22 protein-coding genes and 2 pseudogenes are annotated in these 24,269 nt (G+C 60.7%); 7 read left to right on the top strand and 17 right to left on the bottom strand.

Annotated features, from left to right (window positions below; all coding sequences use genetic code 11):
- Positions 1-60: 60 nt before the first annotated feature.
- From M3I54_RS01310 to M3I54_RS01335, 6 genes are all read left to right on the top strand, one after another.
- Positions 61-723: a hypothetical protein gene (locus tag M3I54_RS01310; RefSeq protein ID WP_254332400.1), complete on the top strand. Its 663-nt coding sequence runs from the start codon at positions 61-63 to the stop codon at positions 721-723.
- Positions 723-2,129: a 3-isopropylmalate dehydratase large subunit gene (gene leuC / locus M3I54_RS01315; RefSeq protein ID WP_254332402.1), complete on the top strand. Its 1,407-nt coding sequence runs from the start codon at positions 723-725 to the stop codon at positions 2,127-2,129. Before M3I54_RS01310 ends, leuC begins: the two co-directional genes overlap by 1 nt.
- Entirely contained in the window at positions 2,129-2,773 is a 645-nt protein-coding gene (gene leuD / locus M3I54_RS01320) for a 3-isopropylmalate dehydratase small subunit (protein ID WP_254332404.1), read from the top strand. The genes leuC and leuD overlap by 1 nt, the downstream gene beginning before the upstream one ends.
- A 235-nt stretch (positions 2,774-3,008) precedes the next feature.
- Positions 3,009-4,370 (top strand): MFS transporter, encoded by a 1,362-nt coding sequence (locus M3I54_RS01325; protein WP_254332406.1) that lies wholly within the window; start codon positions 3,009-3,011, stop codon positions 4,368-4,370.
- 44 nt (positions 4,371-4,414) lie between these two features.
- Positions 4,415-5,551, top strand: coding sequence for a porin (locus M3I54_RS01330; protein WP_254332408.1), 1,137 nt, complete (start codon positions 4,415-4,417; stop codon positions 5,549-5,551).
- 132 nt (positions 5,552-5,683) lie between these two features.
- A complete protein-coding gene (locus tag M3I54_RS01335) occupies positions 5,684-5,917 on the top strand; it encodes a nuclear transport factor 2 family protein (RefSeq protein ID WP_254332410.1) in 234 nt (77 codons plus the stop codon).
- Positions 5,918-6,354: 437 nt separating this feature from the next.
- On the opposite strand, the gene M3I54_RS01340 is transcribed toward M3I54_RS01335, so the two are convergent.
- From M3I54_RS01340 to M3I54_RS01375, 8 genes are all read right to left on the bottom strand, one after another.
- Positions 6,355-7,602, bottom strand: coding sequence for an MFS transporter (locus M3I54_RS01340; RefSeq protein WP_254332412.1), 1,248 nt, complete (start codon positions 7,600-7,602; stop codon positions 6,355-6,357).
- Between the two features lie 16 nt (positions 7,603-7,618).
- Entirely contained in the window at positions 7,619-8,368 is a 750-nt protein-coding gene (locus M3I54_RS01345) for an SDR family oxidoreductase (RefSeq protein WP_254332414.1), read from the bottom strand.
- A gap of 53 nt (positions 8,369-8,421) precedes the next feature.
- Positions 8,422-9,267, bottom strand: a complete 846-nt coding sequence (locus tag M3I54_RS01350) for an alpha/beta fold hydrolase (RefSeq protein WP_254332415.1) — start codon at positions 9,265-9,267, stop codon at positions 8,422-8,424.
- Between the two features lie 222 nt (positions 9,268-9,489).
- Complete coding sequence (locus M3I54_RS01355) at positions 9,490-9,891, bottom strand: nuclear transport factor 2 family protein (protein WP_254332417.1); 402 nt, start codon at positions 9,889-9,891, stop codon at positions 9,490-9,492.
- Positions 9,892-9,909: 18 nt separating this feature from the next.
- Positions 9,910-10,086, bottom strand: a complete 177-nt coding sequence (locus M3I54_RS01360; protein WP_254332419.1) for a DUF3237 family protein — start codon at positions 10,084-10,086, stop codon at positions 9,910-9,912.
- Positions 10,087-10,329: 243 nt separating this feature from the next.
- Positions 10,330-10,914: an SDR family NAD(P)-dependent oxidoreductase gene (locus tag M3I54_RS01365; RefSeq protein WP_254332421.1), complete on the bottom strand. Its 585-nt coding sequence runs from the start codon at positions 10,912-10,914 to the stop codon at positions 10,330-10,332.
- Between the two features lie 64 nt (positions 10,915-10,978).
- Positions 10,979-12,178 (bottom strand): MFS transporter, encoded by a 1,200-nt coding sequence (locus M3I54_RS01370; protein ID WP_254332422.1) that lies wholly within the window; start codon positions 12,176-12,178, stop codon positions 10,979-10,981.
- A gap of 63 nt (positions 12,179-12,241) precedes the next feature.
- A complete protein-coding gene (locus M3I54_RS01375) occupies positions 12,242-12,988 on the bottom strand; it encodes an SDR family NAD(P)-dependent oxidoreductase (RefSeq protein WP_254332423.1) in 747 nt (248 codons plus the stop codon).
- A gap of 156 nt (positions 12,989-13,144) precedes the next feature.
- On the opposite strand from M3I54_RS01375, the gene M3I54_RS01380 reads away from it, so the two are divergent.
- Positions 13,145-14,026 carry a LysR family transcriptional regulator gene (locus M3I54_RS01380; RefSeq protein ID WP_254332424.1) on the top strand — a complete coding sequence of 294 codons (882 nt, stop codon included), beginning with the start codon at positions 13,145-13,147 and terminating at the stop codon, positions 14,024-14,026.
- 674 nt (positions 14,027-14,700) lie between these two features.
- Here M3I54_RS01380 and M3I54_RS01385 read toward each other — a convergent pair.
- From M3I54_RS01385 to M3I54_RS01430, 9 genes and pseudogenes are all read right to left on the bottom strand, one after another.
- A complete protein-coding gene (locus tag M3I54_RS01385) occupies positions 14,701-14,841 on the bottom strand; it encodes a hypothetical protein (protein WP_169739126.1) in 141 nt (46 codons plus the stop codon).
- Between the two features lie 490 nt (positions 14,842-15,331).
- Positions 15,332-16,326: pseudogene (locus tag M3I54_RS01390) on the bottom strand (CoA transferase).
- Positions 16,327-16,633: 307 nt separating this feature from the next.
- On the bottom strand, positions 16,634-17,068 hold the full coding sequence (locus M3I54_RS01400; protein WP_254332676.1) for a LysR substrate-binding domain-containing protein: 435 nt from the start codon (positions 17,066-17,068) through the stop codon (positions 16,634-16,636).
- Between the two features lie 14 nt (positions 17,069-17,082).
- Positions 17,083-17,265: pseudogene (locus M3I54_RS01405) on the bottom strand (LysR family transcriptional regulator); the annotation flags it as partial.
- A gap of 425 nt (positions 17,266-17,690) precedes the next feature.
- A complete protein-coding gene (locus tag M3I54_RS01410) occupies positions 17,691-18,632 on the bottom strand; it encodes a LysR family transcriptional regulator (protein WP_254332430.1) in 942 nt (313 codons plus the stop codon).
- 280 nt (positions 18,633-18,912) lie between these two features.
- Positions 18,913-19,569 carry a TetR/AcrR family transcriptional regulator gene (locus M3I54_RS01415; protein ID WP_254332432.1) on the bottom strand — a complete coding sequence of 219 codons (657 nt, stop codon included), beginning with the start codon at positions 19,567-19,569 and terminating at the stop codon, positions 18,913-18,915.
- A 310-nt stretch (positions 19,570-19,879) separates the two neighbouring features.
- A complete protein-coding gene (locus M3I54_RS01420) occupies positions 19,880-20,743 on the bottom strand; it encodes a 4Fe-4S dicluster domain-containing protein (protein ID WP_254332435.1) in 864 nt (287 codons plus the stop codon).
- 10 nt (positions 20,744-20,753) lie between these two features.
- Positions 20,754-23,732: a molybdopterin-dependent oxidoreductase gene (locus M3I54_RS01425; RefSeq protein ID WP_254332437.1), complete on the bottom strand. Its 2,979-nt coding sequence runs from the start codon at positions 23,730-23,732 to the stop codon at positions 20,754-20,756.
- A gap of 107 nt (positions 23,733-23,839) precedes the next feature.
- Positions 23,840-24,253: a hypothetical protein gene (locus M3I54_RS01430; RefSeq protein ID WP_254332439.1), complete on the bottom strand. Its 414-nt coding sequence runs from the start codon at positions 24,251-24,253 to the stop codon at positions 23,840-23,842.
- Positions 24,254-24,269: the final 16 nt, after the last annotated feature.

Consider the following 24,269-nt stretch of genomic DNA (forward strand, 5'->3'; position numbering starts at 1 on the left):
GGGCGTCAAGGTGCTCGAACTCGGCTCGCTGATCGCGGGGCCAACCTCGCAAACCTTCGCATGACGCCGACGCAGTCGCTGGCCCAGTTCGCCGATATTGTCGCAATGACGGCGGGTCGCGCACACGTCAACATGTCCCTGTCGACCGCGTTTGGCTGCCCGTTTGAAGGCGAGGTCCCCGACGCTGTGGTCCTGGATCTGCTGGAGCGTTTCGAGCAGATCGGCGTGAGACGCGTGACGCTGTGCGACACGACTGGCATGGTCAACCCGGCTCAAGTGAAGCGTCTGTGCCACGAAGTCAAGACAGCGTGGCCCGAACTGACGCTCACACTCCATTTCCATGACACCCGCTCGATGGGTCTGGCAAACGCGCGGGCTGCGCTGGAAGCCGGGGTCGACTGCTTCGACGCCTCGCTCGGTGGGCTCGGCGACTGCCCGTTTGCGCCAGGAGCCAGTGGCAATGTCTGCACCGAGGACCTGGTCCATATGTTCGAGGCGATGGGCTACGACACTGGCGTCGATCTTGACTCGATGCTTACGCTTTCCCGGCGTTTGCCGGAGATCGTTGGCCACGAAGTGCCCGGGCAGGTCGCCAAGGCCGGTCCGTGGACCCGTCGCTATCCGGCGCCCGAAAGTGTGGGCGAACAGGCTGCCGCATATCGCCTCGCTGGCTCATGCGGTGGCACTGTCGAATCTAACGCTACGGGTCAAGGGAGTGCGTGATGGGAACGACTCTGGTCGAGAAACTTTGGCAACGCCATGTCGTGCACGAAGCGGTAGACGGGCCGGCATTGTTGTACGTCGATCGTCACCTGGTTTATGAGGTAACCAGCCCACAGGCGTTCGAAGGCCTGAGGTTGAGTGGGCGCAAGCCGTGGCGCGCGCAGACAGTACTCGCCACCGCGGACCACAATGTGCCGACGACCGCGCGTTCCCAGGGAATCGCGGATCCGCTTTCGCGCATCCAGGTGGAACAGCTGAGCCGCAACTGCAAGGAGTTCGGCATCACCGAGTTCGGCCTGACAGATACGCGCCAGGGGATCATCCATGTGATAGGTCCCGAGCAAGGCGCTACGCTGCCTGGTATGACAGTAGTCGCGGGAGATTCGCATACGAGTACGCACGGTGCATTTGGCGCGTTGGCATTCGGTGTCGGCACGTCGGAGGTGGAGCACGTGCTTGCCACTCAATGCCTTTCGGTTGGACGGATGACGCCGATGCTGGTGCGTGTCGATGGTGAATTGCCATCAGGCGTCACGGCAAAAGACCTGATACTGCACATCATTGGCGTGATAGGCACTTCCGGCGGCACGGGCTACGCCATCGAGTTTGGCGGCAATACCATCAGGGCGCTGTCGATGGAGGGGCGGATGACGTTGTGCAACATGGCGATCGAGGCCGGTGCACGCGTTGGTCTGATTGCTGTGGACCAGAAGACGATCGACTACCTCAAAGGGCGGCCCTTCGCTCCGCGCGGTGAGCAATGGGATCAGGCGGTCGCGTACTGGTGCACCCTGGTTAGTGATGAAGACGCGAAATTCGACAGGACAGTCCAGATCGATGCGGCTGACGTGAAGCCCATGGTGACCTGGGGCACTTCGCCGGAAATGGTGCAGCCCATCGACGGGCAGGTACCCGATCCCGCGCTCGAGCCGGATCCCGTGAAACGCGCCGGCATGCAAGCCGCACTCGCGTACATGGGACTCGAGCCGGGTACCGCCATCGAGTCAATCCGGCCCGCCAAGATATTCATCGGCTCGTGCACCAACGCCCGCATCGAAGATCTGCGCGCGGCGGCGGCCGTGCTTAAGGGGCGGCGCATTGCGCCGACGATCAAACTGGCGCTGGCCGTTCCAGGCTCGGGGCTTGTGAAGGCGCAGGCCGAAGCCGAAGGACTCGACCGCGTGTTCACTGACGCGGGTTTCGAGTGGCGCGAGCCGGGCTGCTCCATGTGCCTCGGCATGAACGAGGACAGACTCTCGCCAGGCGAGCGTTGCGCTTCGACCTCGAATCGTAACTTCGAAGGCCGGCAAGGCTCGGGTGGACGAAGTCATCTCGTCAGTCCTGCCATGGCGGCGGCCGCAGCTATAGCCGGCCATTTCACCGATGTTCACCTGGAGTCGCACTGATGCAGCCCTTCACCACGCTGGATGGCCTCGTTGTGCCGCTTGACCGGGCCAATGTTGATACCGACGCGATCATCCCGAAGCAGTTCATGAAGTCGATCCGGCGTACCGGCTTCGGTGAGAACCTGTTCGACGAGTGGCGTTATCTCGATCGCGGCGAGCCGGGACAGGACTGCTCTGTGCGGCCACGCAACCCGGATTTCGTCTTGAACGAGGCACGCTATCAAGGGGCTTCGATCCTGCTGACGCGTGCCAACTTCGGCTGTGGCTCAAGCCGCGAGCACGCTCCCTGGGCGTTGCACGACTACGGTATTCGCGTGCTGATTGCACCGAGCTTTGCGGACATCTTCTACGGCAATTGCCTCAAGAACGGCATGCTGCCGATTATCCTGCCGGACCTGGAGGTGCAGTGCTTGTTTGAGCAGGTTACGGTGGTCCCGGGTCACCGACTCAGCGTCGACCTCCATACTCAGACCATTACCGGCCCTGACGGCTGGGTGATCGACTTCAAGGTCGATCCGTCTCGCAGGCACTGTCTTCTCAACGGCCTGGATGACATTTCCTTGACCCTTGAACGGCAGGCTGATATCCGCCGCTATGAGGACTCCCGTCGTACGCTCGAACCCTGGATTTTCGACGCAAGCTGAAAGAGTGATCAGGATCATATCAAGGAGAATCAAAACAATATTAAGTATACCGAAGTAAGTGAGCGTAGCTGCCAGAAGACCGCTCGAAGAAACGAGTCGGCAGCATCGACTCTTAAAAGGATGACCGAGAAACGCCTTAGCCTATCGACAGACTAACCATACTGGAAGTCCGACTGCGCTACGCAACGTGTCTCATACATCGCTGCGAAGCGCGCAGCCATACTGGAGGAAGACAATGAAGCAGGATCTCAAAGAGGCTATTAACGAGAGCCCGATGAGCTCGTTCCAGAAATTCGTGTTAGCCGTCTGCATTGCACTGAATATGCTGGACGGCTTCGATGTGCTTGCAGTCGCATTTTCCGCACCGCACCTTGCAGCAGACTGGCATCTGAGTGGGAAGGAACTCGGAACATTGCTCAGCGCAGGGCTGTTTGGTATGGCAGCAGGGGGGCTTTTCATTGCCCCCTTCGCTGACCGCATCGGCCGACGGTTACTGGTATTGCTTTGTCTGTTCGCGATCGCGGCAGGAATGCTGGCATCTGCATTCGCCCAAACCCTGGACCAGCTTGTCGCCCTGCGTGTAATCACGGGACTTGGGATCGGGGGCATGCTCGCTAGCATTTCCGTTATCGCTGCAGAGTACGCGTCGAACAAATGGCGAAGCGGCGCAATCAGCATGCTGTCGACTGGCTACACACTCGGCGCGACGATCGGCGGCGCTATAACCGGCCTGCTGTTGACGCATTACAGTTGGAGAAGCGCATTTCTGTTCGGCGGAGTCTGCACGTTGCTGATTATTCCCCTTGCGCTCTACGGGCTCCCGGAATCGCTAGATTTCCTCATCGCGAAACGCCCCAAGGCAGCGCTGTCCAGGGTCAATGCAATCCTCAAGCGCATGAAGCGCGATACCGTCAATGAACTGCCGGACGCGGATCGCATTGCACAAGTGACGCACGCCCCGATGGCCGGGGTGGTGGTGCCGTCCCCCCTTATGGTTCTGCGCACCGTCCTCATCTGGATTGCGTTCGTATGTGTAATGGCCGGCTTCTATTTCGTAATGAGCTGGACGCCGAAGCTTCTGGTACAGGCTGGTATGTCCGCTTCGCAAGGAGTAACGGGCGGCGTGCTACTGAACGTGGGCGGAATTGTCGGCTGCACGCTGTTCAGCCTGGTTTCCGGCCGGGTGAAACTCAACACCCTTCTTACGTCATTTCTGGTCGGCAGCACCGTGTTGTTGGTGGTTTTCGGCGCGAATGCTTCACGACTTCAGTTCGCGATGCCTGCTGCAATTGTATTGGGCGCAGCGATTTCGGCATGCGTGGGTGGCCTCTACGCATTGACGCCCCTTCTTTACTCACCGACGGCCCGCGCAACAGGTGTGGGTTGGGCCGTCGGAATGGGACGTCTGGGTGCAATGGTGGCACCCGTGCTGGTAGGCGTGTTGATGGACAAGGGTTGGCAGGCTTCAAATCTGTATTACCTGTTTGCGGTCCCATTCCTGTTCGCGGTGCTACCAGTCAATGTGATCGCTTACACAATTAGAAATCGGGACGCTGGCGTCACGATGACGCTGTCGAAGCAGCATGAGATTTTATAAAAAAAAGCGTAATTGCCCATAAATATATTTGTTATGGAGACAAAATGAAGAAACTTAGCCCGCTCGTAGCTATTGCTGTTTGTGCATTATCTGGTGCAGCAAAGGCTCAAAGCTCTGTGACGCTATACGGCATCATCGACACCGGTCTCGAGTACGTCTCACATGTAGGCGCGAAGGGCGATGGACTCGTTAGAATGCCCTCCATCACTGGTTCGGTGCCCTCACGCTGGGGTATTAGGGGTAGCGAAGACCTGGGCGCGGGGCTCAAAGCGATCTTCACGCTGGAAAGCGGGTTTAACGTCCGAGGCGGCGATATGGGTCAGGGAGGACGTCTTTTCGGACGCCAGGCCTGGTTGGGTCTGAGTTCGAACTACGGCGCGCTGACGTTCGGGCGTCAGTACACGATGACCTATGTGGCGCTGCTCGAAAATGACGTCATGGGGCCGGCGATCTACAGTCTCGGTTCGTTGGACAACTATATTCCGAATGCGCGGAGCGATAATACCGTTGCATACAAGGGAAAATTTGGCGGCGTTACCCTCGGTGGGACCTATTCGTTCGGCCGGGATTCGGCGGGAACCGGGAACTCGCCTGGACAGGGTACGTGTGCCGGATCCGTGCCTGGCGACTTTCAACAGTGTCACCAGTGGTCCGTAATGGCCAAATACGACGCGCAGAATTTTGGCGCAGTCGCGACCTACGACCAGCAACGGGGCGGAACAAACGCGGCGGCAAATTTCTTCGACGGCGTTGCGCCGACAAAGATTACCAGCAGCGGTGATAAGGACACACGCGTTTTGCTCAACGCATACGTCAAGTTCTCCGGTGCAACCATCTCGGGTGGGTGGCTTGGCCGCTGGGTTGAGCCTGCCGCACAGACCGTATCTAGCGTGAGGTCCAACCTTTTCTATCTCGGAGCCGGCTACCAGGTGACGCCTTTTTTCATCGTCGATGGAACAGTCTATCGAATTATCAATCGCGTTCACGACACGCGGGCAACGCTCAGTACAGTGCGCGCTACTTATCTGCTTTCGAAACGGACGGCAGTCTACGGACAACTGGGTTACATCACCAATAGTCCTCGGGCTAGCTACACGCTCAGCTCGGGCGGGGCAGGGTCAACTCCCTCCGCCGGTGCGAATCAGACGGGCGCGATGATCGGCATTCGCGAACTCTTCTGACGCATTTTCACGTCTTTGTACACGAAACGACACCCTGCTCCCGGCATGCAGCGGCATGTCGAGGGCCGGGCCGACGGAATCGACACAATCGAAAGACGCAGGATCAGCTTGCGCGAGAGCGAGGAAATCTTCATGGATAACATCCAGACAGCCACGATTCAGAGTGAGATCGTTGGTCTTGAGGACACACGTTGCCATGCACTCGTCGAAGCGGATATCGAAACGCTTGACGAACTTGTTTCGGACGACGTCGTGCATGTACACGGAAACGGCAAGGTGGACGACAAGATCACCTACATGAAAATGATGCGCAAGCAGGTTCGCTTTCTTAAGGCGGAGCGCGATCGTCTCGACGTTCGGGTATAGGGTGATATGGCAGTGGCAACGGGGCCGCTGCGGCAGTCGATCGAAATGGCTGGTACAGGACAGCGCATCGACATGCACATCATGACGACGTAGGTCTGGCGGCGAAATGGCGGCTTGTGGAGGCAGATCAGCTTTCAGGCAACCAATCTGTAGGCGGGAGGATGGTCGTGTCCTTCTGATGGCGTGACGCGCTGCAGCGTTCGGGCATGCCTCCCACGATTTTTCGAACAGATCCAACAGACGGTCACTAAAACGACGCGTTCGTTCCGGCAATGGTCGTGTGGTCGTACCGCGGGAACATTGCGGCCTGGCCATTCAAATATCGTTCGGACCATCAAATTGATCATCCGGTCGATATCGTTTCTCATTGTTTCTCTTCTTCCTGGGATCGACTGACTCCTGGCAGATTTGGCGTTACAGTCGGGCATCAACGCCAGTCAACGTTCCGCGGTGCGACGCAGCCCGACCGCGAGTCCGAGCGTGGCGAAACTCAAGGCAGCGATGACGCCTGCGCCCAGATACACGGCGACGCCCAGTCCGTGAACCGTTGCGACGCGTCCCAGAATCGGCGCGAGTATGCCAACGGCCAGATAACCCAGAAGATACAGAGCCGACAGGGTGCCACCTCGTCGTTCGACGGGTGTTGCGCCGTTGATGACGTCGAGGGCGCTCAGGAACAGCAGACTATAGCCGGCACCCGTCATGGCTGTCGCGGAGAGGAACAGTGCCATCCCGTGGAAGGCGGTTGCAACCGCAAGCAATCCCATGCCAGCGGCAGACGCCGCTGCGCCCACAATCATTGCAGTCCGGGCCGACAGAGATTTGCCCAGCAAACTCACAACGCCGGACGTGATGGCGAAGACCGCGAGGATCGAGCCGTTGACGAGCGTGTTCGGGGATCGGACCAGGTCGTGCGCGATCTGTCCGCCGAGCGACAGGATCATGACACCGTGGGTATAGGCGGTGATCATGGCAAACGCAGCGACCATGAAGGCCTTGCGGGCGCTCTGGGGCACGGACGGCAAACTGGGCGTCCAGCCGCCTGCGGCGTCCTGCTCTGCCTGCAGGGGCAGGAACCACGTGACAGTGAACAAGGCTGCGATCAGGAGAGCCAGCAACCAGAAAGCCAGATGCAGGGGCCAGGGCGCGTATTGCGTCAGTGCGCCGCCGACGATGAGCGCCGCCGCGAAGCCGGCGGCCTGGGCGGCCGTGGCAACCACGGAAGCACGGCGTGGCGCCCCGCCCTCGTTGAATTCGACCATCGCCGCCGTCGACGGTCCGGCGGTCAGGCCGATGCCGACGCCCATGAATGCCCGGGCCACAAAAAGCCATGAGACATCGTGGGCGAGCGCAAGTGTCAGCGCGCCGAGGAACGAGGCGCCCAGACCGAGCAACATTGTCGCCCGCCAGCCGATCTGGTCGGACAGGCCGCCGAACAGGATCAGCACGCTGACAACCACGATCGGGTAGACCGCGAAGATTTCGGCCGTGGTCGTCTGGGTGAGATGCCATTCGCTTGCGTAGAGCCGGTACGTCATGGCCGGCGCCGCGCTGGTCCAGAGGGTATGCGCGACCACGCCGGCCGAGACCCAGAAGCTGGCCCGGCGTCCGCGCGCGACATGCTTATATCGACGGGTGCTCCCGCGTTGATTCGCGGGAACGGCCGGGCAGGCTGCGTGGGTCATGGCCGTCTCCGGACTATCAGAGCTTCGAGCCGCCATCGACACGCAGCGTGTCGCCCGTCACCCAGCGCGCAGCGTCGGATGCGAGGAACAGGGCCGCGCCCGCGATGTCGTCGGGCTGCGCGACACGCTTGAGGGCCTGCATGCCAAGCGTGTAGTCCCGCCCCGCTTCGGTTTTGGCGAAATTCGACATGTCGGTCTCGACGACGCCCGGCGCGATTGCGTTTACGCGGATGCCACGCTCGCCAAGCGATGCGGCGAAGTGCTTGACCAGGGTGTCGATAGCACCCTTGGTCGCGGCGTACGCCGACAGGTTGCCCACCGAAGCGCGGGCTGCAAGCGAGGACAGCAGGACCACGCTGCTGCCCTCGCCCAGCACAGGCAGCAGTTGCTGGACGAGGAAGTATGGGGCGCGCACGTTGACGGCGAACAGGCGGTCGAAGTCGTCGACCGTCGTTTCCGCGATGGACGCGGCCTTCGAGATGCCAGCGTTCGCAACGAAAATGTCGAGTCGGTCACCGACCAGCGTACGTACCTGACGGGCCAGTTCGTGAGGGCCGTTTGCGGCGCTCAGATCTGCCGCGACCTTGTCGGCAGATCCGCCGGCCGCGCGGATGGTCTCGACCACGGAATTCGCAGCCTTTTCGTCGCTGCCGAAATGCACGAGCACGCGCGCGCCCGCTGCTGCCAGGGCCAGTGCGGTTGCACGGCCGATGCCGCGCGAAGCGCCCGTAACGAGGGCGGTCTTGCCTTTTAGATTAGTAGTCACGATTAATATTCCTTGAATGAAATGGTGAAAGTGCGGTGATAACGACTAACGGCTCAGGAAAGGAATCTGGAAACGTCTTCCACGAACCGCTCCGGGTATTGATAGAGCGAGCCGTGATTGGCGTCCGGATAGATGATCAGTTGGGCATTGGGGATGTGCTTGCGCAGAATCAGCGAATTGACCGTGTAAATGATGACGTCGTTGTCACCATTGACGACCAGAGTCGGCTGGCTGAGTGCCGACAGGTAGGCATACGGGTTGTCTTGCGGCGCGCCCCATTTCGCGAGTGCCGCGAGCTGGGCCGGTGCCACGGCTTCGTTGGCCGCCGGATCACGGTTTTCGGTGCGGCGCCGGAAGCGTTCGAGGAACGCCCGTCCGGCTGCCTGGCTCGTCCCGGTCGGCGAGAAATGCACGCTCAGCCAGAGATGGTCCGGCTCGGCATAGGTTGCACCGAAGATGTCCTGGGCTTCGGGCGTCAGCGAGGCCATGCCTTCTCCGCTGCGCGGGCCCGTTCCGACAAGGATCAGGCGGCGAACCAGCGTGGGCTCCGCAATGGCGAGCGTCTGGGCGATCAGACCACCCATCGAGAAACCCAGCACATCGACCTGCTCAAGGCCGAGCGCACGGATGAACGCGGCAGCATTGGCGGCCATTTCCTCGATCGATTCGGGGACGCTGCCCGAGGTGCTCGAAATACCAGCGTTGTTGAACAGGATGACCTCACGGCCCGCGGCGAGGCCGTCGGTCACCGCGGGATCCCAGTGATCCATGGTGCCGGTGAAGTGGATGTTCATGACGAGCGGAACGCCTTCGGGACTGCCGAAGCGGCGATAGGCGAAGCGGATGCCGTTTGCTTCAACGTACTGTGTCGGCGCGGAGTGGTGGTTCAGGTGGGCCATGATCGTGATCCTTTCAGATGAGTTGATCGGTTCAATTCCGGTATGTCTGAAATGCATGGGGTGCTGCTTTTCCAATCCAGTCACTTGCCTGAGGATCTCGTGTGGCGGTGTCTGTTGATGGGTAATGTACGTGTTGGGCGGCAACAGGAAAAAGACTTTGTAGGCACGCGGCCATGCCTGACGGGTATGGGGCGTGCATGGCTGACGGTTGCCCTGCGCGGATCAGGACGGGAAACGTTCGCCGAACATGGGCAGGCCGCTGACCGACTGCACCGCGCTGGCCTCGTCCTGGAGCACGTCCCAGTGCTCGGCCAGCCTGCCGTTCTCGAAACGCACGATGTCGGCGGCAATCCATGCGGCTGGCCTGCCGTTCCCGGAAAACCTGCCGTGCGCGATCACGTAGTCGCCCTCGGCCACCACGAGCTGGTTTTCGTAGCGCAAGGTGTCGGGCAGCGTACGGATCAGGTCGAACAAGCCTTCACGACCGGGCGCAATGTGCGCGCTGTGCTGGATATAGGCATCCGACCAGAAGCGCTCGGCGGCAGCGTAGTCGCGCTGGTTGAAGAGCGTATCGAAGGCTTCGAGTAGCAGAGCCTTGTTCTGTGCGGGGGTGGTCGTGGTCATTTTGTTCTCCAGTGAGTATCAGAGCACTTCGAATACGCTGTACACGGGGCCATACGTGAAGCGGTGGCGGAGGCCGACAGCCAGAATGCCGTTCAGCCATTCGTAGCGTCCGGCCGGCGCGTCGAACACGGGGTTGATGCGCAAGTAGTTGCTTGCGGGGTCGACGACTTCCCCATGTTCCAGGCGCTGGATCACGTCGGCCGGACCATGCCGCCGTCCAGCACGGTGCCGGTGAGCCGGTCGCCCTGGAATGTGCCGGACTCGACGATGCCGGGGCGGCGCAAGGTGCCTCGCGTCTGACCGACCGTCACGATCGGTCAGACGCCCAGACGGACCACGAACAGTGGACGGGTCCGGACTTCTTTCATGACCGGGGGTAGATCGTCAAATTGCGGCGTATGGCTTGAGGACATGTTGTTCTCCTGTCATCCGACAGCTTCAGGCGGTCCTGCCGCCATTGACGCGCAGGACTTCGCCGGTCATATAGCTGGCCTTGCCCGATCCGACGAAGACGATGGCTTCGGCGATTTCCTCGGGCGTTCCAGCGCGCTTGAGCGGAACGCTCGACAGCATGGCGGCCTTGCGCTCGCTGGAGCCGGTCAGCCGGGTGAGCATCTCCGTGTCGATGGGGCCGGGCGCGACGGCATTCACGCGCACGCCCGACGCGGCCGCTTCCAGTGCCGCAGACTTCGTGAGGCCTTCAACCGCGTGCTTGCTGGCCGCGTAAAGGGACATGCCGGCCGCGCCACGCAGACCCATCGTCGACGACACGTTGACGATGCTGCCGCGCTGCTGCGCGCTCATCACGCGCAGCTCGTGCTTCATCGCGAGCAGGGTGCCGAGCACGTTAGCGTCGAAAACGGCCGCGTAGCGCTCGCCTCGCGCAGCGTGCGCCTCGCGGGTATCCGCGATCACCTTGCCGCCGGCCTTGACGACGATTCTCGATGGGTGGCGCTCGATTGTGATCGGATGCTCGGGGCCCGGAAACCTGACGGGCTTGTCGTTCGAATGCATGGTGGACATGATCAACTCCTTGTCGGAACAGCGGAGGGCGGCGAGCCGCCCGCTTGCGGCCCGCGAGATGCTTTCATGAGGTCGCGGCCTCTTCCGTGCTGCGCGAGCGCTCCCCTGCCAGCGTGAGCGTGAGGATCGAGAGGACTGCCAGTCCAGCGCCGAGCAACATCGTATTGAGGAGGCCGAACCCGTCGACGACCCGGCCACCGGCGAATGAACCCAAGGCAATTGATATCTGAAAATTGGCGACGAAGAGCGCCATGCCGCCTTCGCGTATTTCACGCGTTGCCTGCGCCATCCACATCTGCAGCGCGACGGGCAGCGCGCCGTACGCCGCTCCCCAAGCGGCGAGCGCCACCAGCACCCACGGCCGGCTGGTGCCGAGCGAGGGCAGCACGGCGAGCGACAACGCGATAAACAGGATGCTCGCGATCAGGGTCGTCTTGACGTTACGCTGCGCAGCCGAGCCGCCGATGAAATTGCCGGCCAGACCGATGAGCGTGTAACCGAGAAGCAGCGACGAAATGACCGTGCCGCCAAAGCCCGACACCGTCGCGAGAAACGGCGTGATATAGGTATAGGCAGCAAACTGTCCGCACAGGGCCAGCGTCATCGCGATCAGCCCAACGCGGGCCGGTCGCGTACCGAAGATTCCGAGCAGGTTGCGCGCACCGATTCGCTGTTCGACGTGCAGCGACGGCAACGCGAGCCATTGCGCCAGCAACGCGGCAACGGACAACACGAGTGCGGCACCGAACGCGGCGCGCCAGCCGGCCAGTTCGCCCAGCAGCGCGCCGGCCGGCCCGCCAATCAGCATGCCGAGCGACACGCCCGCGAAGATCAGCGATGTGGCCCGGCCAACATGCTGCTCCTGCACGAGTCGCGCGCCGAGACCCACGCTGATCGCCCAGAATCCGCCGATGCCAAATCCGAACAGTGCGCGGGCGACGATGAGAATCCCGAAATTCGGCGCCAGCATGGCGGTCAGATTCGAGACCACGAGCAGCAGTCCCAGGCCCAGCAGTACGCGACGACGGTCGAAACTCCCGACCGCCACGGTCAGGAATGGCGCGGCGATGGCGGCCAGCAGCCCGGGCGCCGTCACCATGATGCCTGCGGTGCCGTCGGTGACACCCAGCCCCTGGCTGATATAGCGCAACAGTCCGACGGGGAGAAATTCGGTGGTGCAGAAGACGGTAGCGCTCAATGCAATCGAAAGAACTGCGAGCCAGGCGGGTGCGCGCGGGGGCTGAACTGAGGTGGTTTGCGTCATGATGTGTTCCGGTTTTCGTGAATCGTTAAGGATGTATGGCAGGCACGGCCGTAATCGACGCGTTCAGAGCTTTGAGCCGCCATCCACACGGATCGTCGTCCCCGTGGTCCATCTGGCCTGGTCGGACGCGAGAAAGGTGATCGCAGCGGCGATGTCCTCGGGTTCCGCAAGCTGTTTGAAGGCCTGCAGGCTGAGTGTCATGTCGCGGCCCTTCTCACTGCGGGTAAAGGTCGACATGTCGGTCTGCACCACGCCTGGCGCGACCGCATTCACGCGGATGCCGCGCGGTCCAAGGTCCGCCGCGAAGTGGCGCACGAGGATATCGATAGCGCCTTTCGTGGCGGCATACGCTGACAGCTCGCCCACCGCAGCACGGGCCGCAAGCGACGATAGCAGCGCGACGTTGCTGCCCCTGCACATGATCGGCAGCAGTTGCTGGATGAGAAAATACGGAGCGCGAACGTTGATTGCGAAAAGTTCGTCGAAGTCCTCGACGCCCGTTTCCTCAAGCGTGGCGGCCTTCGCGATGCCTGCATTGGCAACGAGGATGTCGAGCCGTTCTCCGACGATTCTCCGCACCTGGCGCGCGAGCCTGTGCGGCGCGTCGGACTCGGCCAGATCGGCCTGAATGGCACGCGCACGGCTGCCCGCCGCAGTGATCTGGGCAACGACAACCTCAGCATCATGTCCGCGGTGGCCATAGTGGACGATGACCTGTGCGCCGGCCTGCGCGAGCGCAAGCGCGGCGGCGCGTCCGATACCGCGCGAAGCGCCCGTCACGAGCGCGGTCTTTCCTGCGAGGGTCTTCATGACCGGCTCCTTCCAGCAGCTTGCTAACGTTGAGGCGAGAGACGGTTTCGTCTTCTGCTGGAGTCGAACGATAGTTGGCCCTTGCCCGGCTGAAAAAGACTTTGTAAGCTGGTCACCATACCTGGCAGGCATGGCCAACCATAAAGGACTGCGCGCATGGAGCTGCGACATCTGCGGTATTTCGTTGCTGTGGCAGAAGAAGGCAGCCTGACCGTCGCCGCGGAGCGGCGCCTTTTCACGTCCCAGCCGTCCCTGAGCCGGCAGATCCGGGATCTCGAATACGAGGTCGGTGCACAGCTGTTTCTGCGCAGCGCGCGCGGCATCGAGCTGACCGATTCCGGCAAGGCATTTCTCGACCATGCGCGCCTCGCCCTGGCCCAGGTCGACGCGGCGTGCGAGGCCGCGCGGCGTGCGGGCCGGCCGTCAAAGCCGACGTTCGCCTTGGGCTTCCTGAGCGGGCAGGAAGTGACCTGGCTTGGTGAAGCGACGCGTGTGCTCGCGGCCGACCTGCAGACCCTGGAGATGACGGTGTCGAGCGAACACTCCCCGGATCTGGCCGAAGGATTGTCGACGGGTCGGCTGGATGTCGCGTTCATGCGCGCCGAAGCCAACCGGCCCGACCTCGAGTACGTGACGGTTGCGCGCGAACCTTTCGTCGTCCTGATGCCGAGCGACCATCATCTGGCGGATCTCGAGGAAATTGACGTGCATGAACTGGCGGGTGAGCTGTTCATCAGCGGCTCGGACGTGGCCGGCCCGATGCGTCGCGCAATCGAGAACTACCTGGCGGCGAACGACGTCGTCATCGAGCCGGCACATCGTGTCCACAACCTCACGATGGCAATGTCACTGATCGCTTCGACGAGGGGGGTTGCGCTGCTGCCTGCCTATGCCGAGAAACTGCTACCCTGGTCGGTGACAAGCCGGCCGCTCAAGGGCGAACCGCCGAGAATCGAGCTTGTGGTCGGCTATAACCGGAACAACCGCTCCGCGATCCTGTCGACGTTTCTGTCGCGCATCGACCAGATCAAGCAATAAGTTGCGCAACGCGGTGGTGCGCTAAAAACTGTGGCCCGCGCCGGATGCGGTCCTGCACACGTTGAAACGCGAGGAGCTACAGCCTGTTGTCCGACGAACAGCGATCGGTGCTGAACCGGTTGAGCCTTTTCGCGGGGACTTTCATCTTGGCATCCGCGCAGGAAATGGCGAGTTGCGCAGCGCTTGCGCCGCACGCAGTTGTCACGGCCTTTGATGCAGCTCGTCGACAAGTCGCTTGTTTCGGTGGCCTCGGGTAGTGGCAACGTCCGGTATCGGCTGCTCGAATCAACTCGCGCATACGCGCGGGAGAAACTACGTGCGAGTAGTTCGATGAGCGAATCGTCGAGGCGGCACGAACGCTACTTCCTTGAGATTTTTCGTGCCGCCGAGCGGCAGACGGAGCTACGGGTCGACGTTGATTGGAAAGACGGCTACGTGCCGCATCTAGATGACCTTCGCGCCGCGATGCTGTGGTGTTGCAGTGCTGAAGGGGACATGACGCTTGCGGTCGAACTCACGGACGCCAGCAGTTCTAGAGCTGGGTGCAACCTCATCCATGGCGGCCACGCCGCACGCGCTCGTTGGCGGTTCGGTACTCCAAAGCAGTCGTATGATTTTGCGTACGCCCAACCGCAGTTCACTCCACAAGAATGGTGGGAAGCCCCCGCAGTTGCTCAGGACATGAGGGCTTTCAGGCGGCGCCAGAAGGCTGCGAACCGGTGCTGTTCCCGCGTTTGCAGCGAAAGTATCGCGTCGTACTGGACACGTGCTTCGTCGACGTGCGGCAGGTTCGACAGGAGGAGGCCGAAGTTCATGATTGTGCTCCGTGCGTCTGGCTTGACGCGTTATTGTGGAAAGCCAGTAGACACGGAAGACCGGGCGGATCATTGGCGCGGCGACAGAGGTCTACCTGCTTTCCTCACTTAAAAACAAAGGCAGAGGTGAGCGGCATATGGGATAACTGTCAGGGTCCGACATTTCGACTCCTTATCGGTGTTGATGCGCACGACTGACCGTGCGTGCTTGTTCACGCGCTCGGCGGCGAACGACTCGCACGAGCGCGAACGAGCGTCGCCGCGAGTTGAAGCTGCGACGCGTCGCCATACGGACGAACCCATTAGCAGCGTCCAGATGTCCCTCCGGTTTCAACCCTGTGTCAGGGTAAGCCATGCCGCGTAAACGTAGTGAAAAAATGAGGGCATCGCGTGGAAAAAATGCGATAGCGGCTGAATTAATACCTGAATATTGACGCCGCGTTCTGGGCAGAATCGTGCGACTGCACGCTGCTTGCCGCTTTGATCATACTCATTCGTCTATTGCCGTGTATCCCGCCAGATGTCCGTCCGAATTTGTATCCACAGCGGCCAGTCGCTGACAATCAACGAGTGACAGACAAGGGTCGGCTAAGGCCAGATCGAGAGCCCTATCTGACTGGCTCCATTCCGACGAATCAACAACGCCCTCCCATTCAGCAACAGATCGATATGGATCACTCACGGTGGGCAATCCGGTCTCGACAAATTCATCATAGAGACCCATCGCCTGCAGGCAACGCTTCGCGTGTGACCGGTGCGAAGGGCAGACGGCGTAGAATTTTCTGCCGTCAGCGCATTCGTAGGTGCGATAGAACGGATCCAGGTACTCTTGTAAGTCGTCGTACGAGAGATCCATTGTGGCCCCAGTCGCGCGACGCCGTTCGATCTCCTTTTCACGCGGCGTCTTGTAGCGCGCCGGATATCCGTCGATCTGAATCGAGTTATACGAAAGGCCCTCCAGCACGGCGGACGCAAGCGGCACCTCGATATGATCGCCACAGCCTGTGCGTTCGCGCGCCTGCAGTGCCAGCACAACGGCCGACGCCCCGAGCATCGTGCCGTATGCGGAAGCGAGCGGCAGCGGCGAAAAGCTGGGATCAATACCCATCAGGACACGGTTCTGCCCCATGTCCGTGAAGACCCCGGACGCCGACGCGATGATCGGCTCGAACGCCCGCCAGTCGCACCGCAACGTGTCGTTGCTCGCGAAGCCGGGCAACGACAACGTGATCAGGTCTGGTCGTTGCGCACGCAGGTGCGCGAAATCCAGCCCGCGGCGGGTCATCACGCCTGGACGGAAATTTTCAATCACGATCTCCGCACCGCTGATCAGATCGAGCGCATCGGAACGCCCCTCGCGCTCTTGAGGTCCAATCGAATGCAGAGCTTGTTGCGGTTTAGCACTGCGTTCGCGGGGCTGTTCCAGAGCGGTCCCCCGGGCGGATCCACGTGTACGACCGTCGCGCCGAGGTCAGCGAGGATCATCGCCACCGTGGTGGCCAGCAATATACTGACCGAAATCGACCACGTTCACGCCATCCAATGGGCGCGCATTATTCACTTCCTTCATTTCCGCCTCGTCTCCTGATCCATTGCCTATCGACGACTGTCGATCGCAATATCCCTTTCGTGCGCCGCCGCCCGAACCGCTAGGCGGTTAGCGCATGCGGAGCATCTGGGCTCACTTTCGGCTAGAACGAGAAACGGGTAAAGCAATAAAAAAAACGACAATGGGTCAATTATTTTTATGGCAGCCCGCCAGAATGGCGGCCATGCACGCCACGCCCCAGTCTTAGGTACGTGCGTCGCGTGCTGTAGAGGTCAGCCAGGTGGCAAATGCGGCTGCGTTGGGATTGACGATCTGATGCGGCGAATACGTAAGATAAAACGCTTCCTGAGTCGGCAAATAACGTTTCAGCGGTGCGATCAAATGTCCGGACGCCAGCATCCGCTCCACGAGCGACGACCGGGCGAGCGCGACACCCTGTCCGAGTTCGGCCGCCTTCAGCGCGGAGATCAACGTATCAAACTGCATACCCTTCGATGAGTCGACCTTTGTCGCACCGGCCTTCTTGAGCCAGTATCCCCAGCCTTCCTCGTAGCCGAGCACGTGCAGCAGTTCGTGATGGATCAGATGTTTCGCCGACGACAATGGCGCCTTGCGTGACGGCAGACCAGGCGCGCAGACTGGGAGTAGTTTGTCCCAAGTTAGCCTTTCCGCACGCAGCCCGGTCCATTTTCCATGGCTATTCCGCGCGGCAGACGCTTCAAGAGGGCGGTACCCAGGTGCGACTCTAACCCCTTCACCTGCTGGCTGACTGCAGCTTGGGTCAGATTCAGCTCGGACGCAGCATGCGTAAAACTCAGATGCCGTGCTGATGATTCGAAGGCCCAAAGCCAGTTGAGGGGCGGTAGGCGTTTCATCGGTCGGATCGTTGAGATGTAGCGGCCGGCTGGGAGCGCAATAGGGCAAGCACGTATTCTACGGCCTCGCTGCGACTGGCAATCCGATGCGCCCGCCTTGGCCGGGTACTTTTGAGCAAAAGCCCCCTGTGTCGTCCGTCTTCAGCCTGCAGTCACGCCGATTCAAGGTCTCCGAGCGGCGGGTGCAACATTGAGGCCCTCATCTCCCAAACGCACCCGGCATGATGCCTGGAGAGAGGTGGCCCACGCCACGCGTGGCTCGTGGAATACTGGATTAATGGACATATTCTCGTAACGAATCGAGACGGGAAAGGTCTTCCAAAGCTGTCCGAAACGTTACGACAGGCTTGCGCATTGAGACATCCGACACTTCAGGCAATGAGATGTCAGTAAGCAATAGATCAGCTTCCTGCATGCCCAGTGTATCAGCGGCGCTCCCGGCCGATCTGTGACGCATGAGTGGTGCTGTCCGGACCAACTTCGAAAAACTCCGTGGCGTGATCGATAAACGCTCTCACCTTCGCTGGCAACAATGCGCGGCCTATGTATGCGAGCCGGACTCCCGCCGCAGTATCCGTGATCTCAAAGTCTTCCAGAAGTCGAACGAGTCGTCCCGACTTGATGTCTTCTTCCACAAGCGTGATGGGAAGCAGACCGATGCCCAATCCCTCCAGAATGACGTCGCGGTTAAAGATCGGATTGTTCGACGCTATCTCGTAGTTGATCGGGACAGCGACGTTTTCCTGTTCTATCCGAAACGTGACGAATGGCTTGTGCATCGATGGTGGAACCGTCACGAATGCATGTTGCTCTAGGTCAGTAGGATGCCGTGGTCGAGGATGGCCGCCAAGGTAGGCTTCCGTTGTCACGATGACGAGTGGCAACCGCTGGAGAAGCCGTGTCACCGCCAGATCCGTTGCCAGCATGAAAGGCAGCACAATACCCAGGTCATAACCGTCGGCCGTCAGGTCAACGGGCCGCTCAGTTAGCGTGATATCGAGAGTGACATTTTCATGTTTGCGTCTGAACGACGCAATCAACGGCGCCAACCACGTCAGGGCAGCCGTCGTGTGCGCAACCAGTCGCAACACTCCCGTCGGCAGCCGGCCATGGCCCGCAGCGCTCGCTTCCATGCAATCCAGATCGTCGAGGACGCGGCAACACCCGTCGTAAAAGCACTCCGCGGCTTCCGTCAACGAAAATTGCCGAGTCGACCGGTGAAACAGTCGTGCGCCAAGTCGCTCTTCCAGCGACGCGATCGCCCGGGAAACGACCGAGGGTGACAGGTCCATCATTTCGCCTGCGCGTCGGAAGTTTTTGACTTCGACGATGGTGCGAAAAAGGCGCAAACTTTCGATATATTCCATCGTTTAGATAAACCAAGTATCACTGTTACGGTATTGCCGGTCGCGCCTGAGATTCGTCTTGTGGCGTCTGGATGGCGCGCCGCTGGCTACTGACCACGAGCCACTGATCGACGGTAAACGCGAATATTGCGAGTTTTCGGTCGCAGCGATTACGGGCCCCTGGCGTAAATCATTGCGTCTGCATTGATCGGTGTCCGGCCGCCGAACTTTCGTAACCCGGATTTCCGAGCTTCAACACTTCCTGCGCGATACAGATGCAGCGAACCGCGGCGTGTGTATTTCACGCGGTTTCTCTCGCGCGCTGCGCGACGGATCGTTTTTCTTCCCGCTTTTGCCACGACATGCACGAAGCCAGTTCGGCAAGCGCTGACGGGATTGCCAGGTCCTTCACGGTCTGCGGATTACACATCCTGAAGAACTGAATGCCATCGCACAGACTCACCAGTGCGATCGCGAGCGCATCAGCGTCCACCTGCGACGTGCTATCGGCATCAACCGGGAGCGTCCGTATGCAGGCACTGACCTCTACGAGCTTTTCGCGCCGCAATGCATCAAGACGCTCGCCGAACGCGCCGTCCCCACGCGCGAGGAGTTGAGCCTCGACCCAAAGGGGGAAGCAATCGCTGTCGAGTTCCCCCTTGTGGCAGGCGGCTATCGCGCGAGCAAGCATCTCTTTGGGCGTGCCGCCCTTCTCGATGATGGTTTGCAGGTTCTCGTGCGCCAGAACTGCATCTCGCCGCAACAGTTCAGCCAGCACTTCCTGTTTGTTGCAGAAATTCGAGTAGAAGGCTCCGCGTGTGTAACCCGCCGCCTCAGCGATGTCTTCCACGCTCGTAGCGGACACGCCCTTCTCAAGGAAAACGGTTCTTGCCGAGTCAAAAAGGCGCTCTTGGGTCTGCTGCTTCCTTTGTGCGTGTGTCAAGCGTTCGTGCTTCATGATGTAGCGCTTACCGAACGACGCGTTCGGCGTTCGGCGTTCGCCGGAACGAAGGCGCGCGCCTGTCGGGCGGCGGTTTCTCAATAAGTCAACACGTGTTCGGATTGCCAGATTGTTTGTATATTACACTCATTTATGATTATTTAGTCAATCACTAAAATGAGGGCGGGGTGAAAGAAACGTCGATGTAATCCGGCAGCACGCGACGTGGCTGCACCGCTTTGCCCATACCCCCGCCCGCACATCATCAGTCCGGCGGTACTGACGGCCATCCGTCTGCCGTCTCCAGCAAAGTTTTCCTGGTGTGGCGTCAGGCAGCCTCGACTTCGTTGGTCGACCGGGCGAGCTCGATCTCGCCCAGATAGACGCTTTCGCCCAACAGACATTCACGCGACGCATTGCCGAGGTCATGACGTATTTCGATTCGATAGCGCCCGCTGGCTTTGTCCAGTCCTGCGAACCGGAAGTCGCCAAAGGCGTCCGTGACGGTATCGGCAACCTTCTGGTCACCCGTATACAACGCGACGGCAGCCTCGGCCACGCACTCGTCTACCTGCCCCACCTGTGCACTGACGCTACCGCCAATAAAACAGTTATCCCAGCGTTCGAGGCCGCGATACCACACACGGGGCTTTGTTTTGAGTTTGGGCTCCAAAACCCTGAGTCCTTCCCGTCGTGCTTTCAGTGCCATCGCCGCGTCATCGAGCTTGATGGTTTCGAATACGCCCGTCGGGCACGACTGTTCGCATCGCGGATGTTGCCACCCCTGGTCGAGCAGATGCGCGTCGAAGATCCAGGTCTGCGGCAGTTGCAGTTCCTCGTTCCAGACTATCGCCTTGTATGGACAGGACTTGACGATGTCTTTGCGCCCTCGTGCCTTGTCCGGGTCAATGATGACGATGCCGTCGGCGCGCTTGCGGATCGCATCGCCACCGACGCGCATGCAGGGTGCGTCGTCGCAGTGATTGCACATCACCGGCAAGTACGTCGTTGCGACCATGTGGGACTCGCCCTGCACGCGGCGCAGGATGCGAATGGGGCTTTCGGCACTGGCCGCGGCAGGCGCGGCATACCCAGGAAAGTCATTGCCAACGTGCTCATCCCGTGCAGCGATGACGCAGTTCTGGCAGTTCTCGCACTGCCCGACCTTGATAACCAGATTCCACTTGCTCATTGCCTGCTCCTCACGCTGCGCGACGGATCATGAAAGCGTCCGCGCCTTTCCACTTTTCCACCTGCACAAGACACGAATTCGGACTCATGCTGCTTGTACCCGCCGTCTGGGGCCGATCTGGGGTCAGCAGGTTCATGCAACCGCCAATTTCGACGCACTCGCCGTCTATTTCGATCAACTGGAACTCAGCGCTCGCCTCGTACGACTTGACTACTCCGGCGGTGACCAGAGGCGATACATCAGCCGCACAGATCACCGCGCCCCGGTCGTTGTACACCTTGACGAGATCGCGATGGGCAATGCCTCGGGCCGCCGCGTCGACGGGACCGAGTCTCAGCAGCCAGAAGCGATGTCCGCCGATCAACGCACGATGATCTTCGATGCTGTTGACCGACGAGTTCTTGCCGTCGCAATGGGTGTGGAAACTGTAACGGCTATGAGTGGCGATCAGTTGCAGTGGATACCGCTGTACCAATGGAGAGCGCAAGCCCTCCCAGGACGGGATGTATCGGTTCAGCGGCGGCCGCTCCGGGTTGTCCGCCGTGTGCCGCTTCAGCAACTCGGGTACGAACTCGAGCTTGCCGCTAGGCGTTTGCAGGCCCATGCCGAATTTTTCGGCATATTGCGACGGCATCGGATGCGGTTCCTGTAGATCCTTGCGCCGGCCTTCCGCGAACCAGCGCATATCCACTGGATGTCGCAGTTCCGTTTTTTCGGTCGGCACAACGAAGTAGCCCTTACGGCAGAACTCACGCCACGAAATGTGATCCGGCAAATCCGACGAGCTGAATACCCGCTTGACCCAGTCCAGCTCACCGCAGCCCTCGGTGAACACACTGGCAAGTCCCAGGCGGGTCAGAATGGCGGTGAAGATGTCATAGTCGGAGCGGGACTCGCCCAAAGGTTCGATGCATTTGTGCTGCAGCGTAATCATACGGTGGTTGACCGTGTTGAAGCCGTGATGCGCATAGCCACCGGAATTCGACCATTCGCCGATGTCCCACCGCTCCAGCGATGTGCATGCAGGCAGAATGATGTCGGCGAACTGCGCCTCGCCTTCCATCCAGATTGACTGATTGACCACGAACTCGATGCTCGGGTGACGGTACGCTTCGGCCCAGCGCCCCGATTTCGTGACCGTGCTGAAGGAAGAGCCGCCATAGCGATAGATCATGCGGATCGGCGAATAACCGGGCATCGGGTAACTGAACGGCGCGAACTGCGCTTCCTGGGACATGCCGTCCCAGAGGTAGCCTGTCGCGTGGCCGTTGATGATGGCATCGGGCAACTGCTGCCGCGGGACCATCTGCTTGACCGGATTCATGGTCAGGATGTGCGGCATACGCTGATAGTTGTTCACGGCGTTCGCGGTCCACGCGAGGTCGCCCGACATCCCACCGTCCGCGTAGCCCGGAAAGTAGAAATTCAGATCGTGTGGAACACCGATTTCGAGGCAGCCAAAATTCACGCCCGGCTTGCCCCAGCCTTGCATCGCCATCATCATGATCATGCAACGCGCCCATTGCGCCCCCGTCGCACCGCGTCCAGCCCCACCGAATCCCGCGCCCGTCATTCCGACGGCGAGATACACCTTCCTCGTCCCCCACCGCCGCGCGAGGGCGCGAACGTCTTTGGCCGGCACGCCAGTTTCCAGCTCCTGCCATTCTGGCGTTTTGGGCACGCCATCCGTCTCGCCCGTCAGGTAGGCTTGCCATTCGTCGAATCCGGTCGTCCGGTTAGCGACGTAATCCTTGTCGTACAGGCCTTCCGTCAGCCACACATACATGATGGCGGTGGCGAGGGCTGCGTCCGTTTGCGGTCGGACCGGAACCCATCGCCCGCCCAGCAACTGGGCGGTCGGATTGCAGTGCGGATCGATATGGACGAACTCGATTCCCAGTTCCTTGGCCCATAGACGCCGCGGTGTACCTTCGAATCCGGCGTAGGCGCCATTCGTGCTTTCCGGGTCGCTAGACCAGAAAACGATCATTTCGGCTTCCTGAAGGCAATCCTCGATTCCGCCATAGCCTGAGGGCACGCCAACGCGCATCGAGTTGCCGAAGTGATGCATGGCGCCCCAGTACCAACCTTCCCAGCTGTCCGGATTCGCGGCCACCCGTGTGAAGCCGATCAGGTTGGCGAAACGCGTGAGCGCGCTGAGGTAGTAGCCGATATTGCCCCACTGATGGTGCGACGACATGGGGAACGTGATTGAGCCCGGGCCGTGAACACGCTTTTGCCGGTTGATCTCTTTCGCGACGATGTCCAGGGCCTCGTCCCAGCTGATCGGCACATAGCCGGACTTGCCACGGTTCTGCGGATTGCGTTCGCCATCAGGGTCGAAATCGACCCGCTTCATCGGGTGAAGGATGCGCTTGTCCGAATAGACGAGCGACTTGATCGCCAATGCGTGCGGCGCAACGAGGCCGCGCCGGGGCGGGCTAAACCGGCGTCCGCGCGCTTCGATCTCCCAACTCGGAGCATCCTTGCTGTCGAGATCGACAGGCGTCACGCGAATGATGCGTCCATTTTTCACGTACACGAATAACGGGCCGCCGTTGGTGCACGTGGTGTAGCGCTGCGTGCCGTCGTGCATGGGCGTACCCATCGGCAGGCTGATGGTTTGCATCATGCTCAGCGTTTGCATGAACCACACCAGCAACTCATCGTCGCCTTCAGTAACCACCTTGAAATTTTTCGCTGCGTGAATGATCTCCAGGTAGTCCGGGGTGGCGGAGAGAAATTTCAGGGCGGTTGCCACATCCTTGAAGAGCATGCGCACGTCGGGCTGCGGATGCCTGCCGGCGCACGACCGGATGCGGCCGTTCTTGAGCTTGATGACGCGACCGATGCTTTGATCCATGAGCCCGATCCACGCGACGAGATCGCGCTGCTTTAGCCGATCGCGATAGGCAGGGAAGCGGCGTGCCGTCAGGTCGAGGACCTTGGGCATGGCAAAGAGAATAGTCTTGAGGATCTGTCGTTTCACTTTTTGATCCAATGGGAAGGCTTCGCAGATGCAAGCATCAGGGAATTGCGGACCGGCTCCCCGAGCGGGCAAGCCGCTCAGGCGGGCGCGATCATGTCTGGTGGTGGTTAGTGCCCCAGTCGGTTTTTGGCATGGGCGTCATTCCACACAATCGGAGCGCCGCCCGACGGAACCACTGGCAGACGTTCGGCGCCGAACACGAACTCCAGCCGACGGCCATCGGGATCGGCCCCCACCGTGTACACGGCTCCGCCAGGATGCGGGCAATCGGTCACGGGCGAGTCAAAGCGGGCCGCCAACGTATCGAGCGCCTCGCGCGAGCTCACGCGGAACCCGACACCTACAAACGCCGCCTCGCCTTGCGTCGAGACGTAGGAGAAGGGCGCGTCCCCGTAGCTGCGCAGATAAAGCGTGTCGCCGCCCTGTTGCAGATCCAGCAAACCGTAATCGACCATGAAGTCGCGGACGGCAGCCAGGTCCGGGTGGCGGAAAATAACGTATTCGATGTCTTCGATGAGCATGGAAAATCTCGCGATT

It is taken from the genome of Paraburkholderia sp. CNPSo 3274 (assembly GCF_024206475.1).
GTDB lineage: Bacteria > Pseudomonadota > Gammaproteobacteria > Burkholderiales > Burkholderiaceae > Paraburkholderia.

Bases quoted from the DNA above. Each gene is read 5' to 3' on its own strand.
- M3I54_RS01410 (WP_254332430.1), bottom strand. From the start codon at position 18,632: ATGGAATATATCGAAAGTTTGCGCCTTTTTCGCACCATCGTCGAAGTC.
- M3I54_RS01325 (WP_254332406.1), top strand. From the start codon at position 3,009: ATGAAGCAGGATCTCAAAGAGGCTATTAACGAGAGCCCGATGAGCTCG.
- M3I54_RS01365 (WP_254332421.1), bottom strand. From the start codon at position 10,914: ATGTCCACCATGCATTCGAACGACAAGCCCGTCAGGTTTCCGGGCCCC.
- M3I54_RS01310 (WP_254332400.1), top strand. From the start codon at position 61: ATGACGCCGACGCAGTCGCTGGCCCAGTTCGCCGATATTGTCGCAATG.
- M3I54_RS01340 (WP_254332412.1), bottom strand. From the start codon at position 7,602: ATGACCCACGCAGCCTGCCCGGCCGTTCCCGCGAATCAACGCGGGAGC.
- M3I54_RS01415 (WP_254332432.1), bottom strand. From the start codon at position 19,569: ATGAAGCACGAACGCTTGACACACGCACAAAGGAAGCAGCAGACCCAA.
- M3I54_RS01420 (WP_254332435.1), bottom strand. From the start codon at position 20,743: ATGAGCAAGTGGAATCTGGTTATCAAGGTCGGGCAGTGCGAGAACTGC.
- M3I54_RS01335 (WP_254332410.1), top strand. From the start codon at position 5,684: ATGGATAACATCCAGACAGCCACGATTCAGAGTGAGATCGTTGGTCTT.
- M3I54_RS01350 (WP_254332415.1), bottom strand. From the start codon at position 9,267: ATGGCCCACCTGAACCACCACTCCGCGCCGACACAGTACGTTGAAGCA.
- M3I54_RS01430 (WP_254332439.1), bottom strand. From the start codon at position 24,253: ATGCTCATCGAAGACATCGAATACGTTATTTTCCGCCACCCGGACCTG.
- M3I54_RS01375 (WP_254332423.1), bottom strand. From the start codon at position 12,988: ATGAAGACCCTCGCAGGAAAGACCGCGCTCGTGACGGGCGCTTCGCGC.
- M3I54_RS01385 (WP_169739126.1), bottom strand. From the start codon at position 14,841: ATGAACTTCGGCCTCCTCCTGTCGAACCTGCCGCACGTCGACGAAGCA.
- M3I54_RS01370 (WP_254332422.1), bottom strand. From the start codon at position 12,178: ATGACGCAAACCACCTCAGTTCAGCCCCCGCGCGCACCCGCCTGGCTC.
- M3I54_RS01380 (WP_254332424.1), top strand. From the start codon at position 13,145: ATGGAGCTGCGACATCTGCGGTATTTCGTTGCTGTGGCAGAAGAAGGC.
- leuD (WP_254332404.1), top strand. From the start codon at position 2,129: ATGCAGCCCTTCACCACGCTGGATGGCCTCGTTGTGCCGCTTGACCGG.
- leuC (WP_254332402.1), top strand. From the start codon at position 723: ATGGGAACGACTCTGGTCGAGAAACTTTGGCAACGCCATGTCGTGCAC.
- M3I54_RS01330 (WP_254332408.1), top strand. From the start codon at position 4,415: ATGAAGAAACTTAGCCCGCTCGTAGCTATTGCTGTTTGTGCATTATCT.
- M3I54_RS01355 (WP_254332417.1), bottom strand. From the start codon at position 9,891: ATGACCACGACCACCCCCGCACAGAACAAGGCTCTGCTACTCGAAGCC.